Genomic DNA, 19,863 nt, shown 5'->3' with positions numbered 1-19,863 from the left:
TTTTCGAACCGTCGCTACCGAAGGGGTGGGAGCCGATCGCATCGGCGAATCACGACGCCTCAGTCATCCCGCATGAGCGCCAGGTCCCGCACGAACTCCGCATAGGCCTTCTCCCGCTCCCCGGGATCCGGCACCCGCAACAGGTACGACGGATGCACCGTCGCCATCGCCTTGCGCCCGTCGGGCAAGTCCAGCCATTCGCCGCGCTGCGCCATCAGCCGGAACGACGACCCGAACACCGCCTGCGCCGCCATCGCGCCGAGACAGACGATCCGTTCCGGCTGGATCCGGTCGATCTCCGCCGCCAGCCACGGCCTGCATGCCGCCTGCTGTTCGGCGCTGGCACGTTTGTGCAGGCGCACCTTGCCGCGCGGTTCGAACCGGAAATGCTTCACCGCGTTGGTGACGTAGAGCTGGTCGCGCTCGACGCCGGCGTCGCCCAATGCGCGGTCGAACAGCTTGCCCGCCGGTCCGACGAAGGGCTTTCCGGCGAGGTCTTCCTGGTCGCCCGGCTGTTCGCCGATCACCACGATGCGCGCATGCGCCGGTCCCTCACCGAATACCGTCTGCGTGGCGGGCTTCCACAGGTCGCATGCGCGACAATCCTTCGCCTGTTTGCGCAAGGCCGTGAGGCTGCCCTCGGGCGCATCGTCCGCGGCCTTTTGCAAGGGCGTGATCTTCTTCCTCGGCACCGTGGGTTGCTTCTCGACCATGGCCTGCATCCTCGGCAGCGCATCGCGCACCAGTTCGGGGATGAGCCGCGCTTCCGGCAGGTTCTTCCAGTAACGCACCGGCATTTCGCGACGCATCGCGTCCACCTTCAACCGGGCCGGATTGAAGATGCTGGCGTAATAGGTTCGCCACAGGTCTTCCAGCGCATCGTCCGACGGTGCATCCGCGCGGCTCGCGCCCGGCCCGAACGACAGGGTGGCGCCGTCCCAGTGGGCGGTGCGTGACGGCGTGAGCAACGACCAGCGCATGCCCGTGAAGCGCCGCACGAAGAACGGCGCCACGCGCGTGACGATGTCGTGCGCCGGTTCGAACCACGCCACGTACACGCTCTCACCGTCCAGCTTCACCTCGCGGAAGCGGACGAAGGCCTTCATCTTGTGCATGTCGCGACCGACCTGTTTCACGCAGGCGCGTGTCCAGGCCACGTCGTCGTCCGTGGCGACCGACAGCAGGTGCTTCTCGCCGTGGGCGAGGCGCCAGAGCATGCGATAGAGCACGGCATGACGGCGCGGATCCGAATGCGCCAGCACGCCGTTCGCGAGCGTGACGAAGTCGCGCGGCACGCCAGGGGGCCGTACGTCGTCGCGCGGCGGCGGCAAGGCATCGGCGGCGCCGAACAATCCGCCGCTTTCCGCTTGCCATTCCACCTGCGCGGGCTCGATGCCGGCGAGCAGCAAGGCCCGCGCCTTGCTTCGCCATTCGCCGAGGCTGGACGGATCGTCGAGGGTGACGCGGTACATCAGCCGAACAGGTCGGGTTGCGCCGGTTCACGCAGGTCGCGACGCAGCACGATGCTTTCGTGGTCGCCACGTGGGCGGTGGTCGATCGTTTCCACGAAGGGCGCCACCTTGCGCACGGGCACGCGCAGGCGCACGAGGTCGTCGTAACGGATGCGTTTGTGCGCGCGCATGGCGATCATCTTGTCCACCGTCTTCACGCCCAGGCCCGGCACGCGCAGGAGCATCTCGCGCGGTGCCTTGTTCACGTCCACGGGAAAACGCTCGCGATGACGAAGCGCCCAGCCCAGCTTCGGATCGATGTCCAGCGGCAGCATGCCGCTGTCGCCCGGCGGGGCGATCTCGTCGGCGCGGAAGCCGTAGAAACGCATCAGCCAGTCGGCCTGGTAGAGACGATGCTCGCGCACCAGCGGCGGCGGCTTCAGCGGCAGGATCTTCGACGCGTCGGGGATCGGGCTGAAGGCCGAATAGTAGACGCGGCGAAGCCGATAGTTCGTATAGAGATTGCTGCTCGTCACCAGCACGTCGCGGTCGTTGGCGGCATCGGCACCGACGATCATCTGCGTGCTCTGTCCCGCCGGCGCGAAGCGCGGTGCCTTCTTTTCGGCTTTCGCCTCGTCGATGGCCAGGCGCAACCGGCCCATCGCGCTGCGGATGTCGCCGGCATGTTTTTCGGGCGCCAGCGATTTGAGGCCGGTTTCCGTCGGCATCTCCACGTTGATGCTGAGGCGGTCGGCCCAGCGCCCTGCGGCGTCGATCAACTCCGGCGACGCGTCGGGAATGGTCTTCAGGTGGATGTAGCCGCCGAAGCGATGCTCCGTGCGGAGCGAACGCGCCACGCGAACCAGCTGTTCCATCGTGTAGTCGGGGGAACGGATGATGCCCGACGACAGGAACAGGCCTTCGATGTAGTTGCGCCGGTAGAACTCCAGCGTCAGCTCCACCACTTCCTCGGGCGTGAAGCGGGCACGGCGCACGTTGCTCGAACGGCGGTTCACGCAATAGGCGCAGTCGTAGACGCAGAAGTTGGTAAGCAGGATCTTCAGCAGCGAAATGCAGCGCCCGTCCGGCGCGTAGGCGTGGCAGATGCCCATGCCTTCGGTGGAGCCGATGCCGCCCGTACCGAGCGAGTTCCGGCCCTTGCCGCCGCTGGACGAGCACGAGGCGTCGTACTTGGCGGCGTCGGCGAGGATGGCGAGCTTTTCGGAGATGTCCATGGGTGTGGATATGGTGCCGCAAGGGTTTGCCGGGCGCGTGAAGACACCGTCGCGCCGGCCTGCGCCGGTACGACGGGCTATGATCGCCGGCATGGATCTCATCATTCGACACGCCACCCTCCCGGACGGCCGCCGCGACGTCGACATCGGCATCCGCGACGGCCGTTTCGCCGCCATTCGCCCCGGCCTCGACGCCGAGGGCACGGAAGAGATCGATGCCGGGGGCCGGCTGGTCTCGCCGCCGTTCGTCGACGCGCACTTCCACATGGATGCCACCCTTTCGCTCGGCCTGCCCAGATTGAACGCCTCGGGCACCCTGCTCGAAGGCATCGCGCTGTGGGGCGAACTCAAGCCCGACCTCACGGTGGACGCCCTGGTGAACCGCGCCATGGCCTATGGCGACATGGCCGTGGCCCAGGGCCTGCTCGCCATCCGCAGCCATGTCGACGTGTGCGACGACCGGCTGCTCGCCGTGGACGCCCTGCTCGAGGTGAAACGGCGCATGGCGCCCTACCTGCACCTGGAGCTGGTGGCCTTTCCGCAAGACGGCCTGCTTCGTTCGCCGAACGCGAAAGCGAACCTCGTGCGCGCGCTCGACCGCGGCGTCGACGTGATCGGCGGCATCCCGCATTTCGAACGCACGATGGCCGACGGCGCGGCATCCATCCGCTGGCTGTGCGAGCTGGCCGCCGAGCGCGGTCTGCGCGTGGACATGCACTGCGACGAATCCGACGATCCCCTGTCGCGGCACATCGAAATCCTGGCGGCCGAAACGATACGCACCGGCCTGCAGGGGCGCGTCACCGGCTCGCACCTGACGTCCATGCATTCGATGGACAACTACTACGTATCCAAGCTGTTGCCGCTCATCGCGGAAGCCGGGGTGCACGCCATCGCCAATCCGCTGATCAACATCACCCTGCAGGGGCGCCACGATACGTATCCGAAACGTCGCGGCATGACCCGCGTGCCCGAGCTGCTGGCGGCCGGCGTCAACGTGGCCTTCGGCCACGACTGCGCGATGGACCCGTGGTACGGCATGGGCTCGGGCGACATGCTCGAGGTGGCGCACATGGGCCTGCACGTGGCGCAGATGACATCGATGGAAGGCGTGTCCCGGTGTTTCGACGCGGTCACCGTCAACGCCGCCCGCGTGCTCGGGCTCGACGAACACGGCCTGGCCGAAGGCCGTCGCGCGGACCTCGTTCTCCTGCAGGCCGGCGACGTGCACGAAGCCATCCGATTGCGCGCGAACCGGCTGCTGGTGATGCGTGAAGGGCGCGTGCTGGCACGCTCGGCTGAACGGAAATCGTCGCTGTATCTTGCGGAACGCCCGCCGGAGGCGGGTCTGGAATTCCGGCCTGGCTCGATTAGCTGAACGGGTTTTCGCGTCAGGCGTAAAAACTCTCTTTCATGAACCTTTCGGTTCAGGATTCCATTCCTAGGATGCGAATCGTCGACCAGCCTCACGGCATGACGGTCGTCTTGGGAGACGAGCCATGAAAACCTTCTTGCGTACCGCCCTTGCCACGCTGGCGTTGGCCACCACCACGGCAGCGTTCGCCGCACCGGACCACGACCACGGCTGGCACGACCGGGGGCGCCATGGCTACGACCACCACGACCGCGGCTGGCACGGCCACCGCCCGCCGCCGCGTCCGTATTACGGCCACGACCGCTACTACCACCACGCGCCGCCGCGCTATTACGGCCCGCGCCCGTACTACGGCCCGCACTACGGCGGCCGCTGGGAACGGGGTCACCGCTACTACGGCCAACGCGTGGTGATCAACGACTACGGCTACTACCGCCTGCGTCCGCCGCCGCGTGGATCCTACTGGGTCCGCGACAACAGCGACTTCCTGCTGGTGGCGGTCGCCACCGGCGTCATTCTCGATATCGCCACACGCTAAACGGAGACACCTCGTATGAAGATGCTGGGCAAGCTGGTTTTCGCCGTCGCCGCCGCTGGCGTCATCGCCCCGGCCTTCGCCTTCACGCCGTCGCCGATCCAGGACCATCGCGACTGGCATGACGATCACCGCGACGACCGCCACGACGATCGTCGTGACTGGCACGACGATCATCATCGCGGTCCGCCGCCCCCGCCGCCTCGCGTGGTGGACCATCGTGGGCCGCCGCCCTGGGCGCACCATCACTGGGAGCGCGGCCATCGCTACGACGGGCGCGTGATCGTGGTCGACCGCTGGCACGACTACCGCGGATTGCGTGAGCCGCCGCGCGGCTATCACTGGGTGCGCGACGACGACGACGGCCAGTTCCTCCTGGTCGCGGTCGCCACGGGCATCATCGCGGACATCGTGCTTCAGCAGTAACGTCACACGCCGTCGCTCCTGCGGAGGCAGGAGCCCAGCGTCTCTCGTCCGGCCGAAGCGCGGGCACGCGATACTGGGTTCCGGTCTTCGCAGGAGCGACGACGAGGTGTGGCGCAGCGCACAACAGGTTTCCCCGCCTTCCCTGCCTATACTCGGATCGAGCCCTGCCGGGCTCCCACAATTCGGGGAGGCTTCGATGCTGCAACAGTACGGTTTATGGATCGCGCTGGGATGTGCGGTCGTGGCGATTCTGTACGGCGCATTTTCGGTCAGTTGGGTACTGGCCAGATCGCCGGGCAACGAACGAATGCAGGAAATCGCCGCGGCCATCCAGGAGGGCGCCCGCGCCTACCTCAACCGCCAGTACGCCACCATCGGCGTGGTCGGCATCGTGCTTTTCCTGCTCATCGGCATCTTCCTCGACTGGGGCACCGCCATCGGCTTCGCGCTGGGGGCGATCCTCTCGGGAGCCGCCGGCTACATCGGCATGAACGTCTCGGTTCGTGCCAACGTGCGTACCGCCGAGGCCGCCAGGAGCGGCCTTTCTTCTGCCCTGGCGGTGGCGTTTCGCGGGGGCGCGGTCACCGGCATGCTCGTGGTGGGGCTGGGCCTGCTCGGCGTGGCCGGCTATTACGGCGTACTCACCCACATGGGCTACGAACGCGGCCACGTGCTGCACGCGCTGGTCGGCCTCGCCTTCGGTTCGTCGCTGATCTCGATCTTCGCCCGCCTGGGCGGCGGCATCTTCACCAAGGGCGCCGACGTGGGTGCCGACCTGGTGGGCAAGGTGGAAGCGGGCATCCCCGAAGACGATCCCCGCAATCCGGCGGTGATCGCGGATAACGTCGGCGACAACGTGGGCGACTGCGCCGGCATGGCGGCCGACCTGTTCGAAACCTATGCGGTGACGCTCATCGCCACCATGTTGCTGGGCGGCGTGCTGGCGACCGAGACGGGACCCTCGGGCATCCTCTATCCGCTGGTGCTGGGTGGGGCGTCGATCGTGGCCTCGGTGATCGGCACGTTCTTCGTGAAGACCCGCGGCGGCAAGATCATGAACGCGCTCTACGCCGGCGTGTTCGTCTCCGCCTTGCTCGCGGCCATCGCCTTCTGGCCCATCACGCAGTCGCTGATGGCCGATTCCGCGTACGGCACGACACGCATCTACGGCTGCGCGATCATCGGCCTGGTGCTCACCGGCGCGATGGTGGTGATCACCGAGTACTACACCGCCACGGAATACAGGCCGGTGCGCCACGTGGCGCAGTCGTCCACCACGGGGCACGCGACGAACATCATCGCGGGCCTGGGGGTGTCGATGAAGTCCACGGCGTTGCCGGTGCTGGCGGTGTGCGCGGCGATCTGGGGCGCGTTCGCGCTGGCCGGCCTCTACGGCATCGCCATCGCCGCCACGGCGATGCTCAGCATGACCGGCATGGTGGTGGCGCTGGATGCCTACGGCCCGATCACCGACAACGCCGGCGGCATCGCCGAGATGGCCGAACTGCCGGCCGACGTGCGTGGCGTCACCGACCCGCTGGATGCCGTGGGCAACACGACCAAGGCCGTGACCAAGGGGTACGCCATCGGCTCGGCCGGCCTGGCCGCGCTGGTGCTGTTCGCCGACTACACGCACAACCTCGGCCTGCACTTCGGCGGCGCGGAAGTGCGCTTCGACCTCTCCAACCACTACGTGATCATCGGCCTGCTGATCGGCGGCCTGATTCCGTACCTGTTCGCCGCCATGGCGATGGAGGCGGTGGGTCGCGCCGCGGGAGCGGTCGTCGAGGAGGTGCGGCGACAGTTCCGCGAGATCGCCGGGATCATGCAGGGCACCACCAAACCGGACTATTCCCGCGCGGTGGACATGCTTACCCGCTCCGCCATCCGGGAGATGCTGGTGCCCTCGCTGCTGCCGGTGCTGGTGCCGGTGGTGGTGATCTTCGGCTTCAAGTGGCTGGGCGGCCCCGAAGCCGGCGCGCAGGCGCTGGGTGGCGTGCTGATCGGGACGATCGTCACCGGCCTGTTCGTGGCCATTTCGATGACCACCGGCGGCGGCGCCTGGGACAACGCCAAGAAATACATCGAAGACGGCCATTTCGGCGGCAAGGGCTCGGATGCGCACAAGGCGGCGGTCACGGGCGACACGGTGGGCGATCCGTACAAGGACACGGCCGGCCCGGCGGTGAATCCGTTGATCAAGATCATCAATATCGTGGCGTTGTTGTTGATTCCGTTGCTCTGAGGCGACCTGGATTCGCCGATACGATCGGCTCCCACCCCTTCGGTAGTCACCTCGCTACCGAAGGGGTGGGAGCCGATCGTATCGGCGAACCCTAGGGCGAAAGTCATGGGTCGTCCTCGAGGCTGCCTGAGCTAAGGTCACGGGAATCGATCGCCTCAAGGGGTTCCCATGCATCACCGCTGGATTGCGCTGGCCATTGCCCTCACATTGTCGGGCATGACCCAAGCCCACGACCTCCCGAAAACCCCCGCCCCGGCCGCCCAGGCCGCCGGCGACGACGAAAACCTCTGGCTCGACGACATCGACGGCGCCAAGCCCCTTGCCTGGGTGAAGGCGGAGAACGCCAAGACCGTCGAAAAGTACGCCCAGGGCGACGATTTCAAGACCCTCGACGCGCGCATCCTGGAGATGCTCGACTCGGACGCGAAGATCCCGATGGTCTCCAAGATCGGCGACCGCTATTACAACCTCTGGCGCGATAAGGACCATCCCAAGGGCCTCTGGCGGCGCACGACCCTGGCCGAGTACCGCAAGGACAAGCCCGCCTGGGAAACGGTGATCGACCTCGACGCCCTTTCGGCCAGCGAAAAGGAAAACTGGGTGTGGCACGGCGCCACCTGCCTGAAACCCGAGTATCGCCGATGCCTCGTGTCGCTGTCGCGCGGCGGTGCCGATGCCGACGTGGTCCGTGAGTTCGACCTCACCACCAAGACCTTCGTCAAGGACGGCTTCACCCTGCCCGAGGCCAAGAGCCAGGTCGCCTGGATCGACGACGACCACCTCTACGTCGCCACCGATTTCGGCCCGGGCTCGATGACCGATTCCAGCTACCCGCGCATCGTCAAGGAGTGGAAGCGCGGCACGCCGCTGTCCAGCGCCACCACGGTGTACGAGGGCAAGCACGACGACATGGCCATTTCGGCCTTCCGCGACCGCACGCCCGGTTTCGAGCGCGACTTCGTGCAGCGCGCGATGGACTTCTACACCAGCCAGACCTTCCTGCGCGGCAAGGACGGCAAGCTGACGAAGATCGACGTGCCCGACGACGCCATCACCGACGTCGAGCGCGAATGGCTGCTGATCGAACTGCGCACCGACTGGACGGCGGGCGGCACCACGTACGCGTCCGGCTCGCTGTTGGCCGCGAAGTTCGACGACTACATGGCGGGCAAGCGCGAACTGCTGCCGCTGTTCACGCCCGACGCGCATACCTCGCTCGCCGGTTACTCGTGGACGCGCCACCACCTGTTCCTCAACCTCATGCACGACGTGGTGAGCGAGGTGCGCGTGCTGACACCGGCCGACAAGGGCGCGTGGAAGAGCGATGCGCTGGGCGGCGCGCCCGCGCTCAGCGCCATGCAGGCCATCGGCATCGATGCCGACGACGGCGACGACTACTTCCTCACCGTCACCGGCTTCCTGCAGCCGACCACGCTTTACTACGGCACGCTCGGCCATGAGGGCCGGGACGCGCTCAAGCACACGCCGACCTTCTTCGACGCCTCGAACTACGCGGTCACCCAGCACTTCGCCACCTCGAAAGACGGCACGAAGGTGCCTTACTTCGAAATCGCGCCGAAGTCGCTGAAGACCGACGGCAGCAATCCGACCCTGGTCTACGGCTACGGCGGTTTCGAGATCTCGTTGCAGCCGGCCTACGCGGCGAGCGCGGGGCGCGCCTGGCTGGAAAAGGGCGGCGTCTACGTGGTGGCCAACATCCGCGGCGGCGGCGAGTACGGTCCGCGCTGGCACCAGGCGGCGATGAAGGCCAACCGTCCGCGTGCCTACGAGGACTTCGCGGCCGTGTCGCAAGACCTCATCGACCGCAAGATCACCAGCCCGAAGCACATGGGCATGATGGGCGGCAGCAACGGCGGCCTGCTCGCGGGCAACATGCTCACCCAATACCCGCAGCTCTACGGCGCCGTGGTGAGCCAGGTGGCCCTGCTCGACATGAAGCGCTATCCGCACATGTCGGCCGGCGCTTCGTGGATGGCCGAGTACGGTAACCCGGACAACCCCGAGGAATGGAAATTCATCCAGACCTTCTCGCCGTACCACAACCTGCACAAGGGCACGGCCTACCCGCCGGTGCTGTTCACCACCTCCACCCGCGACGACCGCGTGGGCCCGGTGCATGCCCGCAAGATGGCCGCCCGCATGCAGGCGATGGGCCTGGACGCCAGCTTCTACGAGAACATGGAAGGCGGCCACGGGGCCGCGGCCGACAACAAGCAGTCGGCGTTCATGAGCGCGCTGGCGTATGTGTGGCTTTGGGATCACCTGAAATAAGGGGCGGGCGACTGAACGCTGCGCGCCCGGAAGTCGGGGCCGTGGCCCGTCGTGAACCGTAAGTGCAAGCCGGCAGGGCGATTTTTCCGGCCGTCACTTGCGGTTTACGCTTTAAGAGCGGGCCATCGGGCGGCTGACTTACCCGCGCGCCGCCGCTATCCTTGGGGGCTGACCACCTCCACGAACCTAAGGAACCTTCCCCCATGGGCCTGCACCTCGTCCCCGCCGGCAAGAACGTGCCGGACGACATCAACGTCATCATCGAGATCCCCAAGGACGCCGAGCCCGTCAAGTACGAGGTCGACAAGGACAGCGGCGCGATCTTCGTCGACCGCATCCTCTCCACCCCGATGCGCTACCCGTGCAACTACGGTTACGTCCCGGGCACCCTGGGCGGCGACGGCGATCCGCTCGACGCGCTGGTGATCCTGCCCCTTTCCCTGGTGCCGGGCTCGGTGATCCGCTGCCATCCCGTCGGCATGCTGAAGATGACCGACGAAGCCGGTTCCGACGAAAAGCTGCTGGTGGTGCCGGTCGAGAAGATCTTCGCCGGTTACGCGCACATCAAGGACATCGGACAGGTGTCGGGCCACTGGCTGGAGCGCATCGGCCACTTCTTCGAGCACTACAAGGATCTGGAGAAGGGCAAATGGGTGAAGGTCGACGGCTGGGTCGGCGCCGACGAGGCCAAGGCCGAGATCACGGCGGGTATCGAGCGGTACAAGGCGTCGAAGTAAGCGCCTGACCGTGCAAAAAAGCCGCCGGGTTTCCGGCGGCTTTTTTGATGCGCCAACGCCGCTACCGAAGGGTGGGAGCGGACCCTGTCCGCGAACCCTCAGGCTTCACTCACGGCCAATGAAGCCGTGCGGTGGTCGGGCGAGGCTTTACCGCTCGCTCGATGCATTGAAGAGCCTGCTTCGGGATAGCGATTTCGAGGATTCGCGGACAGGGTCCGCTCCCACCCTTCGGTCGTAACACAGCGATCAGCCCCGTCCCAAGAGCCCCCGCAAATCGATGATCGCCGCGTTCGCCCGCGAGATGTAGTTGGCCATCACCAGCGAATGATTGGCGAAGAAACCGAACGGCGAACCGTTGAGCACCACCGGGCTGCCGAGCGACTTCTGCGATTCCTCCAGCTCGCGGATCACCTGCTGCAGGCTCGCGTCGGCGTTCTTCGACCGCAGGATCGGCGCGAAGTCGTGGCGAATCGCCTTGAGCTGTTCGAGCAAGGTCCACGTATAGCCGCGCGCCTCGTAGAAGTTGTCGTCGATCTTGTTCCAGGGCGTCTTCACGTAGACCGCCTTCGCCGGCCCCGCGTTGGCGCCCACGTCGGCATTGGGCGCGGCATCGACCTTGAGCTGGCCCACGCTGGCCGACAGCCGCTGCGAGAGCGAGCCCAGGCGAGCCGAGACCGTCTGCAGGTAATCGGCCAGGTTGTCGGCACGCGCGTAGAAATGCGCGTTGCCGTCCTGCGCGTCGCTCAACCGGCCGAGGTAGTCCTCCAGGTCGTCCACCGCCTTGCCGTACTGCGACTCGGAACTGGGAAACAGCCAGCGGTCGTTCGGGCTGTTGAGCAACGGATCGGCCTCGCCCAGCGACTTGTCTTCGGTGGACTGCGTCTGCGAACGGCTGAAATCGTTGCGCAAGGCGCGGGCGAGATCGCGCGAGGCCGTGAGCGAACCGAATTCCCAATTGGGGATGTTGTCCATGAACACCCCGGGCGGCAGGCGGTCGTTGCTGAGGTAACCGCCGCGCTTGTCGGTGAGGGTTTCCACCGAACGGATCAATGCGTAAGTGGTGACGGCTCCCGTGGACATCGGGCGGCCGATCTCCTTCATATGCGTGGTGGTCACCGCGACCGGGTCGAACGGCTCCGGCTCGGTGTCCCACCACCACATGAGGATCAGCACCAGGAGCACGAGGATCGCCACCGGCAAGGCGATCACGATACTCAAGGGGTTGCGTCGGCGCCGGGGCGCGGGGGCGGCGGTCGCGTTCATGACGGTGCTCCTTATGTTGCGAACGATGGCCCCAGCTTACCCGGTCAGTGCTTCGCGGGCGCGGCCGGCTCGCCCTTCTTGCCGAGATTCTCCAGCAGCGTGGCCATGTCCTCGGCGTGTTCTTCCTCCTGCGCGAGGATGTCTTCCATGATGCGGCGCGTGGTCGGATCGTCTTCGCCGATGTAATTGACGATGTCGCGATAGCTGTCGATGGCGATGCGCTCGGCGACGAGGTCTTCCTTGATCATGTCGACCAGGTCGACGCCTTCGACGTAATCGGCATGACTGCGCGACAGGAGGCCTTCCGGATTGAAGTTGGGCGTGCCGTCGAGCTGGGTGATGCGCTCGGCGATGCGGTCGGCGTGCTCCTGTTCCTGCTGGGCATGCTCGAGGAACTCGGCTTTCACGCTCTGCGAATGGATGCCCGGGGCCATGTAGTAGTGATATTTGTAACGCAGCGTGCAGACGATCTCAGTGGCGAGCGCTTCGTTGAGCAGCTTGATCACCGTTTCGCGGTCGGCACGGTAGCCCGCCGTGATGGCGCCCTTGTCGATGTGTTCGCGGGCACGTCGGCGGATGTTTTCGATATCGCTTACGAATGGCTTGGGGTTGGCCATGGCCTGGTCTCCTTCGGAGCGTGGGATCGTGACTACCGTGAAAGGTAGGGGCGCCACTGGAAAAGCCGGGTGAAGGCCCGCGCGAATGGTTCGCACTCCCCTCTTCGCGTATCCGCCGTCGTTATGGCACGTATAACGCCGGTGAATTTCCGACCGGTCGGAAGACGCCACACACTAGGTGTTCCCGTCCCCCCGGCCGCCCCCATGTTCGACTCGTTGCGCCAGACCTTCGGCCTGCGTACCTCGCAGCCCCTCCCCAGCGCCAGGCCGAGGGCGAAGCTGCTCATCGAGTCGGTCGATGGCAAGCCGCCCAAGTACCTGGAGATGTCCCGCACGCTTCACCCCGATGAGGTCTATCGGATCGACGGCCTGTCCGTTCACGTCAACCGGCAGGTGGGCGAGCTCACTCCCATCGCGACCGCCACGGAAGCCACGCAGGCCTTCGGCATCGTGCCGGGCGAGCTGGCGTTCCAGATATCGAGCACGGCGGCGCGCCGCGACCTGCTGAAGGTGCTGGCAGGCGCCGGCCGCGACCTGTTACTGCACCGGGCGTTCGCCAATTCGCATTTCTGCTGGGATGCCTTGCGCAACGACGGCCAACTGGTGTCCGAAGGCCCGGTGGACAATCCCACCTTCACCATGGGCAACGGCAACCGCGGAACCTGCTGGCTGCCCTTCAGCACGTCCACCGCTGAAGAACTGGCGGCTCTCGCCGCCGGGGGCATCGACAACCACACGCGCAGTCTATCGGCCAAGCACCCCGTGCCCGTGGGCGTGGTGGTTTCCTATCTCTTCAACGAGGTGCAGGCGGCCCGCGCAGACAGGGGCGTCTGCTGGCTCAACGACGTGGAGATATCCGTGCGAGGTCCGCTGACCGCGGGGGAGTTCGCCTTCGCCGGCGTCGTCTGGCTTGACAGTCTGATTCCCGAGTTCACCCGCTGGCCGCCGATGCCGGTACATGTGCGATTGCCGCCAGCGCGTCCCTACGGCGCCGCCGCCACCGAAGCGAGCGTCACCGCATGGTGGCAAGCGACGCAGCCCTGGCTGCAGGCCGCGGCCGACGCGGGCGACGTCATGGCGATGAAGGCCACGGGCCGCCTGCCTCGAGCCACCTGAGGCGTCAGGCTCGCCGGTAGACGTCGCCTCCCTGCGCGATGAACTCGGCCGATTTTTCCGCCATGCCCTGCTCGGCGGCGTAGTCGCGCACGTCCTGGGTGATCTTCATCGAACAGAACTTCGGCCCGCACATCGAGCAGAAATGCGCCGACTTGTGGGCGTCTTTGGGCATCGTCTCGTCGTGGAATTCGCGGGCCTTGTCGGGGTCCAGGCCGAGGTTGAACTGATCGTCCCAACGGAACTCGAAGCGCGCCTTCGACAGCGCGTTGTCGCGCACCTGCGCGCCGGGATGGCCCTTGGCAAGGTCGGCGGCATGCGCGGCGATCTTGTAGGTGACGATGCCGTCGCGCACGTCCTGGCGGTTGGGCAGGCCCAGGTGTTCCTTCGGCGTGACGTAGCAGAGCATCGCCGTGCCGAACCAGCCGATCATCGCCGCGCCGATGGCACTGGTGATGTGGTCATAGCCGGGGGCGATGTCCGTGGTGAGCGGGCCCAGCGTGTAGAACGGCGCCTCGTGGCACTTTTCCAGCTGGCGCTCCATGTTTTCCTTGATGAGGTGCATGGGCACGTGGCCGGGGCCTTCGATCATGCACTGCACGTCGTGCTTCCAGGCCACCCGGGTAAGCTCGCCCAGCGTGTCCAGCTCGCCGAACTGCGCCGCATCGTTCGCGTCGGCGATGCTGCCGGGGCGCAGACCGTCGCCGAGGCTGAAGGACACGTCGTAGGCCTTCATGATCTCGCAGATGTCCTCGAAGTGCGTGTAGAGGAAATTCTCCCGATGATGGGCCAGGCACCACTTGGCCATGATCGATCCGCCGCGCGAGACGATGCCGGTCACGCGCCGCGCGGTGAGCGGCACGAAGCGAAGCAGCACGCCGGCGTGGATCGTGAAGTAGTCCACGCCCTGCTCGGCCTGCTCGATGAGCGTGTCGCGGAAGATCTCCCAGGAAAGCTCTTCGGCCACGCCGCCCACCTTCTCCAGCGCCTGGTAGATCGGTACCGTGCCGATCGGCACCGGCGAATTGCGGACGATCCATTCTCGGGTTTCGTGGATATGCTTGCCGGTGGAGAGGTCCATCACCGTGTCGCCGCCCCAGCGGATGGCCCAGACCAGCTTTTCCACTTCCTCGGCGATGCCCGAACTGACCGCGCTGTTGCCGATGTTGGCGTTGACCTTGGTGAGGAAGTTGCGGCCGATGATCATCGGCTCGGCTTCCGGGTGGTTGATGTTGGCCGGGATGATCGCCCGTCCACGGGCCACCTCGTCGCGGACGAACTCGGGCGTGATCCGCCGCGGCGTGGCGGCGCCGAACGACTCGCCGGGATGCTGCGAGCGCAGGGCGCCGTCGCCCAGCGCCTCCAGGCGCTGGCTTTCTCGGATCGCGACGAACTCCATCTCCGGCGTGACGATGCCCCGGCGGGCGTAATGCATCTGGGTGACGTTGGCGCCCGGTTTCGCGCGCAGGGGGTGGCGGGCGTGGCCGAAACGGATGGCATCCAGCCGGGCGTCCTCGGCACGGGCGCGGCCGAAGGCCGACGACAGCCCGTCGAGGCGTGCCACGTCGCCGCGCTCCTCGATCCACGCCGCGCGCAGGGCCGGCAGGCCGGCGGCGAGGTCCACGGCGTGGGCGGGGTCGGTGTACGGCCCCGACGTGTCGTAGACCACGATGGGCGGATTGGCTTCGCCGCCGAACAACGTGGGCGTGTCGGCCTGGGCGATCTCGCGCATGGGCACGCGCAGGTCGGGCCGGCTGCCGGTCACATGGACCTTGCGGGAGCCGGGGATCGGCGCGGTAACGGATTCGGACAGCTCGCGCGCGGCGCGGGCCAGGTCGGAGGGCATGGCATTCATCGGCGTCTCGACTCTCGCGGGAAAGGGAGAAGCGGACGTGCGCCGACACGAAGCGGGCACCCGGAGGCACCACGGCTTGCGATCGAAGCTTCCTACGCCGGTACCAGCCGGATCAGGTTCGAAGGGACTCTCTCAGCCCGCGCATTCGCATGGGCACCCCCGCTTCGCCGTCCATTCAAACAGAAGCGGGGCGTCGATGCGAGCGTCAGGCGTTCACCGCGCGCGGCGAGTAGGCGCGCATGAACATGTCCACGGCGGCCTGGGCGTTGGCGCGCACCTCCTCGGCGAACTGCACGGCGCAATCCTCGCAGCCGAACAGGCGGCGGATGAGGAGGTCGCCCTTGAGCAGGGCCAGAAACTGCGTGGTGGCGCGGGAGACGTCAGGGATATCGAGCTGGCCACGGTCGACGGCGCCCTCGAGCAGGCGCTGCATCAGCTTGTGCATGCGAACGGGGCCTTCCTCCCACACCAGGCGGCCGAACCGGGGATTGCCGCCGGAATGGCAGTCGGACAGGATGGCGCGGAAGGTGCCCACCGACTCGGTGTTGGTCTCCATCGCCGCATGGCGGCTGGCGATGTTGCTCAGCGTGACACGGATGTCCGCGCCCGGGCTGAAGTCGAACAGGTCGTCGGGCAGGCGTTCCTGCACGTGCGCGCGGATCACCTCGCGGAAGAGGTTGTCCTTGTCGCCGAAATGGCTGTAAACGGTGAGCTTGGACACGCCCGCGGACGCGGCGACCGCGTCCATGCTGGTCCCGGCGAATCCGCCCTGCGTAAACAGGGCCTTGGCCGAGTCGAGGATGGCCGCACGCTTCTCCATGTCCTTCGGACGCCCTGGGCCCTGGGGCTTGAGTTTGGGGCTGGCGTTCATGGCTGCACCTTCACAAACAAAAGTTATGACTTTATTATACGCGGCGGTTCAGTTATTTCCAGCATGTCGCGTCGCATGTCGCGTTACCGGAAAAAACGGGGCTTGGCCGCCCGTCTACCTTAGAATGAGGTGGGGTCGCTCCCTGGCGGTTCCCATGGCCTCGAGGACGTCGCTCCACCGGCCGTTCAGCCGCCGGCGGAGCAGCCAGTCGAAGGGCATGACTTCCGTCAACCGCGTCCGGTGACTTCCGGCACTTCGTCGGAAGGCACCGGCCCCGCAGCCTTTACACATTGGGATGACGGGCGCGCAGCGCTTATCCTTCCGAATCTTTTTGCAGCTTTTCGTACGGGAAAGAACACCATGGCGATGAATTTCGAGCAGGCCCGGCAGAACATGGTCGAGAACCAGGTTCGCCCCTGGGAAGTCCTCGACTTCGACGTCCTCGAGACCCTGAAGACCGTCCGCCGCGAAGACTTCGTCGCGCCCGCCCACCGCAACGTGGCCTTCGCCGACCTCAACCTGCCCCTGGGGCATGACGAGGTGATGATGAAGCCGGTGATCGAGGGCCGCGTGCTCCAGGCGCTCGAACTGAAGAAGACCGACACCGTGCTCGAGATCGGCACCGGCTCGGGCTACCTCACCGCCTGCCTCGCCGCGCTCGCCGGCAAGGTCACCAGCATCGACATGCATGCCGACTTCGTCGAGGCCGCGCGCCAGCGCCTGGCCGCCGCCGGCGTGGCCAACGCCGAGCTGTCCACGGCCGAAGCCGTCAACGGTTACACCCCGGCCGGCGTTTTCGACGTCGTCGTGGTGACCGGCGCGGTGCAGTCGGTCCCGGAGAAGTTCGTGCGCTGGCTGAAGACCGGCGGCCGCATGTTCGTGGTACGCGGCGATTCCCCCGCGCAGACCGCCGTGCTCCTCACCCACGAGGGCGACGGCCGGTATCGCGAGGAATCGCTTTTCGAAACGGACCTTCCCTACCTGGCGCATGCCGCGCCGGTGAAGCGCTTCGTGCTCTGACAGATCCCAAGCATTTCCATCATTCACGAGGCGAACCCATGCGCTTGAAGCTGATCACCGTGGCACTCGCACTGGCCGCGATGCCGTTCGCGAGCCACGCGGAAGACCTGCTCGAGGCCTACCGACTGGCCCGGGCCAACGATCCGACCCTGTCGCAGGCCGACTCCAACCGTCTGGCCACCGGTGAAGGCGTGGTCCAGGCGCGCTCGGCCCTGCTTCCGCAGGTGAACGGCAGCATCAGCCTCAGCCAGGCCCAGCCGGCCGGCCCGTCGCGCGAGGTGCTTACCGACGCCACCGGCACGCCGCTGCGCGACGCCAACGGCAACGTGCTGCTCACCTCCGATACCGGCCACACCCGCACCCGCACGCTGGGCGCGCAGGTGAGCCAGTCGGTGGTCGACCTCAGCAAGTGGGCCGACCTCAAGGCCGCGCGCTCGTCGGCCGAGTCGCAGAACGCCTCTTACGACGCTACCGCGCAGCAGTTATTCACTCGCGTCGCCACGGCCTATTTCCAGGTGTTGACCAATGACGACGCGCTGACCTTCGCCAAGGCGAACGAACAGGCGCTGGCCCGCCAGCTCGAGCAGGCGCAGCAGCGCTTCGACGTGGGCCTGTCGGCCATCACCGACGTGCAGGATGCCAAGGCCCAGCACGATACCGCCGTCGCCGCGGTGATCACCGCCGAAAACACCCTGGCCGACTCGCGCGAACAGCTCACGCAGATCACCGGCAAGCCGTCCAACAACCTGAAGAAGCTGCGCGAGCAGCTGCCGATGGATCCGCCTTCGCCGAACGACCCCGACCAGTGGGTGGCCCAGGCGGTGAAGACCAACCCGACGATCATCGCCGGCCAGTACAACGTCGAGTCGGCGGAGCACACCATCTCCTCCGCACGCGCCGGCCACTTGCCGACGCTGGACGCCACGGCCTCCTACAACAAGTCGACCCTGTGGACGCAGAACAACGGCGGCCTCGGCGGCAGCGGCAGCCTGGGTACGAACAGCAACGGTCGCGGCACCACCACGGTGGGCCTCACGCTGAACGTGCCGATCTTCTCCGGCGGCTTCACCCAGTCGCGCGTGCGCCAGACGATCTACCAGCGTGACGCCGCGCAGGATTCGCTCGAAAGCACCCGCCGCCAGGTCGTCCGCGACACGCTCAACTACTATCGCTCCGTGGTCGCCGGCATCAGCAAGGTCGAAGCGACCAAGGCCGCGGTGGAATCGGCGGAAAGCGCCCGCGACGCGACCCAGGCCGGTTTCGAAGTGGGCACGCGCACCATCGTCGACGTGCTCATCGCGCAGCAGAACCTCACCCAGGCCCTGAGCGACTACTCGCAGGCCCGCCACCAGTTCATCCTCGACAAGCTGCTGCTGAAGCAGACCGCGGGCACCGTGGACATCAAGGACATGGAAGCGATCAACGCGTTGCTGCAGTAACGCGTCGCGATCGTCGCGAACGAAAAAGGCGGGCTTCGGCCCGCCTTTTTTCGTTATGGCAAGTCACCGCTTCGCCTCGCGACAACGTCACGGTCACTCCTGAAGCAGGTCGTCCACCAGCTTCATCACCTTATCCACCGACCCGCGCTCGCTTTCGAACACCTGGCGGGCCGCCTGGCCCATTTTCGCGCGACGCGACTCGTCGCGCAGGATCGACAGCACTTCGGCACCGAGCTGGTCGCCGTCGGCCACGCGCTGGCCACCGCCCGCGTCGAGCAGCGCCTGGGTGATCTCCTCGAAGTTGAACGTGTGCGGCCCCACCAATACCGGCTTATAGAGCGCCGCGGGCTCGAGCACGTTGTGCCCGCCGATGGACACCAGGCTGCCGCCGACGAAGGCGACGTCGGCCGCGGCGTAGAAACGCAGCAGCTCGCCCATGGCATCGATGACGAAACATTGCGTGGCATGCCCGGGCACCCGGTCGGTGCTGCGCGTGCCCACGGTGAAGCCCAGGCTCCGCACCGAGGCTTCCACCGCGCGGAAGCGTTCGGGATGGCGCGGGGCGATGAGCAGCAAGGCATCGGGCAGGCGGCGCATCACGTCGAGGTGCGCCTCCAGCACGCTCATTTCCTCCCCCTCGTGGGTGCTGGCGGCGATCCACACGGGACGTCCGTTCCCCCAGGTTTCGCGCATGGCCTTGCCGTCGTCGAGCGCGGCCTGCGGCACCGGCATGTCGAACTTGAGGTTGCCGCAGACGGTGAGCTGGCTGGGTTCGGCGCCGAGGAGGCGATAGCGCGCGGCATCCGTGCGCGACTGCGCGGCGATGTGGCTCACGCAGCGGAGCGCGCGGCGCACCAGCGAACTCATGCGCGCGTACCCGCGCAACGATCGCTCGGACAGGCGTGCGTTGGCGATCAGCAGCGGAATGCCGTGGCGGCGGCAGGCGAAGTAGAGGTTCGGCCAGATCTCGGTCTCGACGATCACGGCCAGGCGCGGCCGCGTACTGCGCAGGAAGCGCCGCACGGCGAACGGGAGGTCGTAGGGAAGGTAGACGTTGTGCACGCGGTCGCCGAAGAGCTGCCTCACGCGCTCCGAACCGGTCGGCGTCACCGTGGTGACCAGGAGCGGCGCCTGCGGGTAGGCCTCCATCAAGGCCTTGATGAGCGGCTCGGCCGCGTTCACTTCCCCCACGGAAACGGCATGGACCCACAGGCAGCCGCTCAGGCGGGGCTGGGGGAAACGGCCGAAACGCTCGCGCCAGCGCACGTGGTAATCGCCATAGCGCATGCCCCGGGCCATCAGGCGCAGCATCACCAGCGGGGTGAACAGGTACATGGCGAGGTTGTAGAGCAGTCGCAGCAGCACTTGGAACCCGGCGGATGTGGCGTG

At 66.8% G+C, this 19,863-nt stretch carries 16 protein-coding genes and 1 riboswitch; of the genes, 9 read left to right on the top strand and 7 right to left on the bottom strand.

Going from position 1 to position 19,863, the window contains the following annotated elements:
• Positions 1-59: 59 nt before the first annotated feature.
• Both L2Y94_RS02890 and L2Y94_RS02885 read right to left on the bottom strand, forming a co-directional pair.
• Positions 60-1,472, bottom strand: coding sequence for a UdgX family uracil-DNA binding protein (locus tag L2Y94_RS02890; RefSeq protein ID WP_247373017.1), 1,413 nt, complete (start codon positions 1,470-1,472; stop codon positions 60-62).
• A complete protein-coding gene (locus L2Y94_RS02885; protein ID WP_425602427.1) occupies positions 1,472-2,686 on the bottom strand; it encodes a putative DNA modification/repair radical SAM protein in 1,215 nt (404 codons plus the stop codon). Before L2Y94_RS02885 ends, L2Y94_RS02890 begins: the two co-directional genes overlap by 1 nt.
• A gap of 91 nt (positions 2,687-2,777) precedes the next feature.
• Here L2Y94_RS02885 and L2Y94_RS02880 point away from each other — a divergent pair, with 91 nt between their 5' ends.
• The 6 genes from L2Y94_RS02880 (at position 2,778) to ppa (ending at position 10,296) form a co-directional block, all read left to right on the top strand.
• Positions 2,778-4,064: an amidohydrolase family protein gene (locus L2Y94_RS02880; RefSeq protein WP_247373016.1), complete on the top strand. Its 1,287-nt coding sequence runs from the start codon at positions 2,778-2,780 to the stop codon at positions 4,062-4,064.
• A gap of 121 nt (positions 4,065-4,185) precedes the next feature.
• Positions 4,186-4,599, top strand: a complete 414-nt coding sequence (locus tag L2Y94_RS02875; RefSeq protein ID WP_247373015.1) for an RcnB family protein — start codon at positions 4,186-4,188, stop codon at positions 4,597-4,599.
• A gap of 15 nt (positions 4,600-4,614) precedes the next feature.
• Positions 4,615-5,022: an RcnB family protein gene (locus tag L2Y94_RS02870; protein ID WP_247373014.1), complete on the top strand. Its 408-nt coding sequence runs from the start codon at positions 4,615-4,617 to the stop codon at positions 5,020-5,022.
• A 196-nt stretch (positions 5,023-5,218) separates the two neighbouring features.
• On the top strand, positions 5,219-7,267 hold the full coding sequence (locus tag L2Y94_RS02865) for a sodium-translocating pyrophosphatase (RefSeq protein ID WP_247373013.1): 2,049 nt from the start codon (positions 5,219-5,221) through the stop codon (positions 7,265-7,267).
• Between the two features lie 168 nt (positions 7,268-7,435).
• On the top strand, positions 7,436-9,559 hold the full coding sequence (locus tag L2Y94_RS02860; protein ID WP_247373012.1) for a prolyl oligopeptidase family serine peptidase: 2,124 nt from the start codon (positions 7,436-7,438) through the stop codon (positions 9,557-9,559).
• A gap of 203 nt (positions 9,560-9,762) precedes the next feature.
• Positions 9,763-10,296 (top strand): inorganic diphosphatase, encoded by a 534-nt coding sequence (gene ppa, locus L2Y94_RS02855; RefSeq protein WP_247373011.1) that lies wholly within the window; start codon positions 9,763-9,765, stop codon positions 10,294-10,296.
• Positions 10,297-10,542: 246 nt separating this feature from the next.
• On the opposite strand, the gene L2Y94_RS02850 is transcribed toward ppa, so the two are convergent.
• Together L2Y94_RS02850 and L2Y94_RS02845 are read right to left on the bottom strand one after the other, a co-directional pair.
• A complete protein-coding gene (locus L2Y94_RS02850) occupies positions 10,543-11,559 on the bottom strand; it encodes a DUF2333 family protein (protein WP_247373010.1) in 1,017 nt (338 codons plus the stop codon).
• A 44-nt stretch (positions 11,560-11,603) separates the two neighbouring features.
• Positions 11,604-12,176 (bottom strand): ferritin-like domain-containing protein, encoded by a 573-nt coding sequence (locus L2Y94_RS02845; RefSeq protein WP_247373009.1) that lies wholly within the window; start codon positions 12,174-12,176, stop codon positions 11,604-11,606.
• Positions 12,177-12,380: 204 nt separating this feature from the next.
• On the opposite strand from L2Y94_RS02845, the gene L2Y94_RS02840 reads away from it, so the two are divergent.
• Positions 12,381-13,292: a hypothetical protein gene (locus tag L2Y94_RS02840; protein ID WP_247373008.1), complete on the top strand. Its 912-nt coding sequence runs from the start codon at positions 12,381-12,383 to the stop codon at positions 13,290-13,292.
• A 4-nt stretch (positions 13,293-13,296) separates the two neighbouring features.
• On the opposite strand, the gene thiC is transcribed toward L2Y94_RS02840, so the two are convergent.
• Positions 13,297-15,144, bottom strand: coding sequence for a phosphomethylpyrimidine synthase ThiC (gene thiC / locus L2Y94_RS02835; protein WP_247373006.1), 1,848 nt, complete (start codon positions 15,142-15,144; stop codon positions 13,297-13,299).
• Between the two features lie 72 nt (positions 15,145-15,216).
• Positions 15,217-15,315, bottom strand: a riboswitch (TPP riboswitch).
• 34 nt (positions 15,316-15,349) lie between these two features.
• Entirely contained in the window at positions 15,350-16,015 is a 666-nt protein-coding gene (locus L2Y94_RS02830) for a TetR/AcrR family transcriptional regulator (RefSeq protein WP_144913415.1), read from the bottom strand.
• A 360-nt stretch (positions 16,016-16,375) separates the two neighbouring features.
• Here L2Y94_RS02830 and L2Y94_RS02825 point away from each other — a divergent pair, with 360 nt between their 5' ends.
• Together L2Y94_RS02825 and L2Y94_RS02820 are read left to right on the top strand one after the other, a co-directional pair.
• Positions 16,376-17,035, top strand: a complete 660-nt coding sequence (locus L2Y94_RS02825) for a protein-L-isoaspartate O-methyltransferase family protein (RefSeq protein ID WP_247373004.1) — start codon at positions 16,376-16,378, stop codon at positions 17,033-17,035.
• A gap of 38 nt (positions 17,036-17,073) precedes the next feature.
• The gene (locus L2Y94_RS02820) at positions 17,074-18,474 is read left to right on the top strand and encodes a TolC family outer membrane protein (RefSeq protein WP_247373003.1); all 1,401 of its coding nucleotides are present in this window, start codon (positions 17,074-17,076) and stop codon (positions 18,472-18,474) included.
• A 93-nt stretch (positions 18,475-18,567) separates the two neighbouring features.
• Here L2Y94_RS02820 and waaA read toward each other — a convergent pair whose 3' ends face one another.
• Positions 18,568-19,833, bottom strand: coding sequence for a lipid IV(A) 3-deoxy-D-manno-octulosonic acid transferase (gene waaA / locus L2Y94_RS02815; protein ID WP_247375083.1), 1,266 nt, complete (start codon positions 19,831-19,833; stop codon positions 18,568-18,570).
• Positions 19,834-19,863 lie beyond the last annotated feature (30 nt).

It is taken from the genome of Luteibacter aegosomatis, assembly GCF_023078455.1.
Classification (GTDB): Bacteria; Pseudomonadota; Gammaproteobacteria; order Xanthomonadales; family Rhodanobacteraceae; genus Luteibacter; species Luteibacter aegosomatis.
This window is presented reverse-complemented; position numbering and strand designations above follow the sequence as displayed.